Origin of the sequence: Streptococcus mitis, from assembly GCF_009496155.1 — a bacterium.
GTDB lineage: Bacteria > Bacillota > Bacilli > Lactobacillales > Streptococcaceae > Streptococcus > Streptococcus mitis_BQ.
In genome coordinates this window covers 1-5019 of sequence record NZ_WIJP01000032.1, presented here as the reverse complement: position 1 = coordinate 5019, position 5019 = coordinate 1, and the positions used below count along the sequence as shown (strand labels likewise).

General features: G+C 49.9%; 1 tRNA gene and 3 rRNA genes. All 4 read left to right on the top strand.

Features of this window, described 5'->3' with window-relative positions:
* Nucleotides 1–129: 129 nt before the first annotated feature.
* Nucleotides 130–1675: ribosomal RNA gene (locus tag GEZ84_RS10505) — 16S ribosomal RNA — on the top strand.
* Nucleotides 1676–1726: 51 nt separating this feature from the next.
* Nucleotides 1727–1799: transfer RNA gene (locus tag GEZ84_RS10500), tRNA-Ala, on the top strand.
* Nucleotides 1800–1923: 124 nt separating this feature from the next.
* A 23S ribosomal RNA gene (locus tag GEZ84_RS10495) occupies nt 1924–4826 on the top strand.
* A gap of 76 nt (nt 4827–4902) precedes the next feature.
* A 5S ribosomal RNA gene (gene rrf, locus GEZ84_RS10490) occupies nt 4903–5018 on the top strand.
* Together the 16S, 23S and 5S rRNA genes with 1 tRNA gene alongside form the textbook arrangement of a ribosomal RNA operon.
* Nucleotide 5019 lies beyond the last annotated feature (1 nt).

The window sequence follows — 5019 nt, the reverse complement described above, 5'->3', positions numbered from 1 at the left end:
AAGTGACAAAGACCTTTGAAAACTGAACAAGACGAACCAATGTGCAGGGCACTACAACAATTGTTGTAGTACTGAACAATGAAAAAACAATAAATCTGTCAGTGACAGAAATGAGTGAGAACTCAAACTTTTAATGAGAGTTTGATCCTGGCTCAGGACGAACGCTGGCGGCGTGCCTAATACATGCAAGTAGAACGCTGAAGGAGGAGCTTGCTCTTCTGGATGAGTTGCGAACGGGTGAGTAACGCGTAGGTAACCTGCCTGGTAGCGGGGGATAACTATTGGAAACGATAGCTAATACCGCATAAGAGTAGATGTTGCATGACATTTGCTTAAAAGGTGCAATTGCATCACTACCAGATGGACCTGCGTTGTATTAGCTAGTTGGTGGGGTAACGGCTCACCAAGGCGACGATACATAGCCGACCTGAGAGGGTGATCGGCCACACTGGGACTGAGACACGGCCCAGACTCCTACGGGAGGCAGCAGTAGGGAATCTTCGGCAATGGACGGAAGTCTGACCGAGCAACGCCGCGTGAGTGAAGAAGGTTTTCGGATCGTAAAGCTCTGTTGTAAGAGAAGAACGAGTGTGAGAGTGGAAAGTTCACACTGTGACGGTATCTTACCAGAAAGGGACGGCTAACTACGTGCCAGCAGCCGCGGTAATACGTAGGTCCCGAGCGTTGTCCGGATTTATTGGGCGTAAAGCGAGCGCAGGCGGTTAGATAAGTCTGAAGTTAAAGGCTGTGGCTTAACCATAGTACGCTTTGGAAACTGTTTAACTTGAGTGCAAGAGGGGAGAGTGGAATTCCATGTGTAGCGGTGAAATGCGTAGATATATGGAGGAACACCGGTGGCGAAAGCGGCTCTCTGGCTTGTAACTGACGCTGAGGCTCGAAAGCGTGGGGAGCAAACAGGATTAGATACCCTGGTAGTCCACGCCGTAAACGATGAGTGCTAGGTGTTAGACCCTTTCCGGGGTTTAGTGCCGTAGCTAACGCATTAAGCACTCCGCCTGGGGAGTACGACCGCAAGGTTGAAACTCAAAGGAATTGACGGGGGCCCGCACAAGCGGTGGAGCATGTGGTTTAATTCGAAGCAACGCGAAGAACCTTACCAGGTCTTGACATCCCTCTGACCGCTCTAGAGATAGAGCTTTCCTTCGGGACAGAGGTGACAGGTGGTGCATGGTTGTCGTCAGCTCGTGTCGTGAGATGTTGGGTTAAGTCCCGCAACGAGCGCAACCCCTATTGTTAGTTGCCATCATTGAGTTGGGCACTCTAGCGAGACTGCCGGTAATAAACCGGAGGAAGGTGGGGATGACGTCAAATCATCATGCCCCTTATGACCTGGGCTACACACGTGCTACAATGGCTGGTACAACGAGTCGCAAGCCGGTGACGGCAAGCTAATCTCTTAAAGCCAGTCTCAGTTCGGATTGTAGGCTGCAACTCGCCTACATGAAGTCGGAATCGCTAGTAATCGCGGATCAGCACGCCGCGGTGAATACGTTCCCGGGCCTTGTACACACCGCCCGTCACACCACGAGAGTTTGTAACACCCGAAGTCGGTGAGGTAACCGTAAGGAGCCAGCCGCCTAAGGTGGGATAGATGATTGGGGTGAAGTCGTAACAAGGTAGCCGTATCGGAAGGTGCGGCTGGATCACCTCCTTTCTAAGGATAAGGAACTGCGCATTGGTCTTGTTTAGTCTTGAGAGGTCTTGTGGGGCCTTAGCTCAGCTGGGAGAGCGCCTGCTTTGCACGCAGGAGGTCAGCGGTTCGATCCCGCTAGGCTCCATTGGTGAGAGATCACCAAGTAATGCACATTGAAAATTGAATATCTATATCAAATAGTAACAAGAAAATAAACCGAAAACGCTGTAGTATTAATAAGAGTTTATGACTGAAAGGTCAGAAAATAAGGTTAAGTTAATAAGGGCGCACGGTGGATGCCTTGGCACTAGGAGCCGAAGAAGGACGTGACAAACGACGATATGCCTTGGGTAGCTGTAAGTAAGCGATGATCCAGGGATTTCCGAATGGGGGAACCCAACAGGTGCTACCTGTTACCCATATCTGTTAAGGATGTGAGGAGGAAGACGCAGTGAACTGAAACATCTAAGTAGCTGCAGGAAGAGAAAGCAAAAGCGATTGCCTTAGTAGCGGCGAGCGAAACGGCAGAAGGGCAAACCGAAGAGTTTACTCTTCGGGGTTGTAGGACTGCAATGTGGACTCAAAGATTATAGAAGAATGATTTGGGAAGATCAGCCAAAGAGAGTAATAGCCTCGTATTTAAAATAGTCTTTGTACCTAGCAGTATCCTGAGTACGGCGGGACACGCGAAATCCCGTCGGAATCTGGGAGGACCATCTCCCAACCCTAAATACTCCCTAGTGACCGATAGTGAACCAGTACCGTGAGGGAAAGGTGAAAAGCACCCCGGGAGGGGAGTGAAATAGAACCTGAAACCGTGTGCCTACAACAAGTTCGAGCCCGTTAATGGGTGAGAGCGTGCCTTTTGTAGAATGAACCGGCGAGTTACGTTATGATGCGAGGTTAAGTTGAAGAGACGGAGCCGTAGGGAAACCGAGTCTGAATAGGGCGCCTTAGTATCATGACGTAGACCCGAAACCATGTGACCTACCCATGAGCAGGTTGAAGGTGCGGTAAGACGCACTGGAGGACCGAACCAGGGCACGTTGAAAAGTGCTTGGATGACTTGTGGGTAGCGGAGAAATTCCAAACGAACTTGGAGATAGCTGGTTCTCTCCGAAATAGCTTTAGGGCTAGCGTCGATATTAAGATTCTTGGAGGTAGAGCACTGTTTGGGTGAGGGGTCCATCCCGGATTACCAATCTCAGATAAACTCCGAATGCCAATGAATTATGGTCGGCAGTCAGACTGCGAGTGCTAAGATCCGTAGTCGAAAGGGAAACAGCCCAGACCACCAGCTAAGGTCCCAAAATAATTGTTAAGTGGAAAAGGATGTGGGGTTGCACAGACAACTAGGATGTTAGCTTAGAAGCAGCTATTCATTCAAAGAGTGCGTAATAGCTCACTAGTCGAGTGACCCTGCGCCGAAAATGTACCGGGGCTAAAACAATTTACCGAAGCTGTGGATACCTTTATAGGTATGGTAGGAGAGCGTTCTATGTGTGAAGAAGGTGTACCGTGAGGAGTGCTGGAACGCATAGAAGTGAGAATGCCGGTATGAGTAGCGAAAGACAGGTGAGAATCCTGTCCACCGTAAGACTAAGGTTTCCAGGGGAAGGCTCGTCCGCCCTGGGTTAGTCGGGACCTAAGGAGAGACCGAAAGGTGTATCCGATGGACAACAGGTTGATATTCCTGTACTAGAGTATGTAGTGATGGAGGGACGCAGTAGGCTAACTAAAGCAGACGATTGGAAGAGTCTGTCTAAGCAGTGAGGTGTGAACTGAGTTAAATGCTTAGTTCTGTAACATTGAGCTGTGATGGGGAGCGAAGTTTAGTAGCGAAGTTAGTGACGTCACACTGCCAAGAAAAGCTTCTAGCGTTTAAACATACTCTACCCGTACCGCAAACCGACACAGGTAGTCGAGGCGAGTAGCCTCAGGTGAGCGAGAGAACTCTCGTTAAGGAACTCGGCAAAATGACCCCGTAACTTCGGGAGAAGGGGTGCTGACTTTAAGTCAGCCGCAGTGAATAGGCCCAAGCAACTGTTTATCAAAAACACAGCTCTCTGCTAAATCGTAAGATGATGTATAGGGGGTGACGCCTGCCCGGTGCTGGAAGGTTAAGAGGAGTGCTTAGCGGTAACGCGAAGGTATGAATTGAAGCCCCAGTAAACGGCGGCCGTAACTATAACGGTCCTAAGGTAGCGAAATTCCTTGTCGGGTAAGTTCCGACCCGCACGAAAGGCGTAATGATTTGGGCACTGTCTCAACGAGAGACTCGGTGAAATTTTAGTACCTGTGAAGATGCAGGTTACCCGCGACAGGACGGAAAGACCCCATGGAGCTTTACTGCAGTTTGATATTGAGTGTCTGTACCACATGTACAGGATAGGTAGGAGTCTACGAGATCGGGACGCCAGTTTCGAAGGAGACGATGTTGGGATACTACCCTTGTGTTATGGCCACTCTAACCCGGATAGGTGATCCCTATCGGAGACAGTGTCTGACGGGCAGTTTGACTGGGGCGGTCGCCTCCTAAAAGGTAACGGAGGCGCCCAAAGGTTCCCTCAGAATGGTTGGAAATCATTCGCAGAGTGTAAAGGTATAAGGGAGCTTGACTGCGAGAGCTACAACTCGAGCAGGGACGAAAGTCGGGCTTAGTGATCCGGTGGTTCCGTATGGAAGGGCCATCGCTCAACGGATAAAAGCTACCCTGGGGATAACAGGCTTATCTCCCCCAAGAGTTCACATCGACGGGGAGGTTTGGCACCTCGATGTCGGCTCGTCGCATCCTGGGGCTGTAGTCGGTCCCAAGGGTTGGGCTGTTCGCCCATTAAAGCGGCACGCGAGCTGGGTTCAGAACGTCGTGAGACAGTTCGGTCCCTATCCGTCGCGGGCGTAGGAAATTTGAGAGGATCTGCTCCTAGTACGAGAGGACCAGAGTGGACTTACCGCTGGTGTACCAGTTGTCTTGCCAAAGGCATCGCTGGGTAGCTATGTAGGGAAGGGATAAACGCTGAAAGCATCTAAGTGTGAAACCCACCTCAAGATGAGATTTCCCATGATTATATATCAGTAAGAGCCCTGAGAGATGATCAGGTAGATAGGTTAGAAGTGGAAGTGTGGCGACACATGTAGCGGACTAATACTAATAGCTCGAGGACTTATCCAAAGTAACTGAGAATATGAAAGCGAACGGTTTTCTTTGTTTGAATAGATATTCAATTTTGAGTAGGTATTACTCAGAGTTAAGTGACGATAGCCTAGGAGATACACCTGTACCCATGCCGAACACAGAAGTTAAGCCCTAGAACGCCGGAAGTAGTTGGGGGTTGCCCCCTGTGAGATATGGAAGTCGCTTAGCT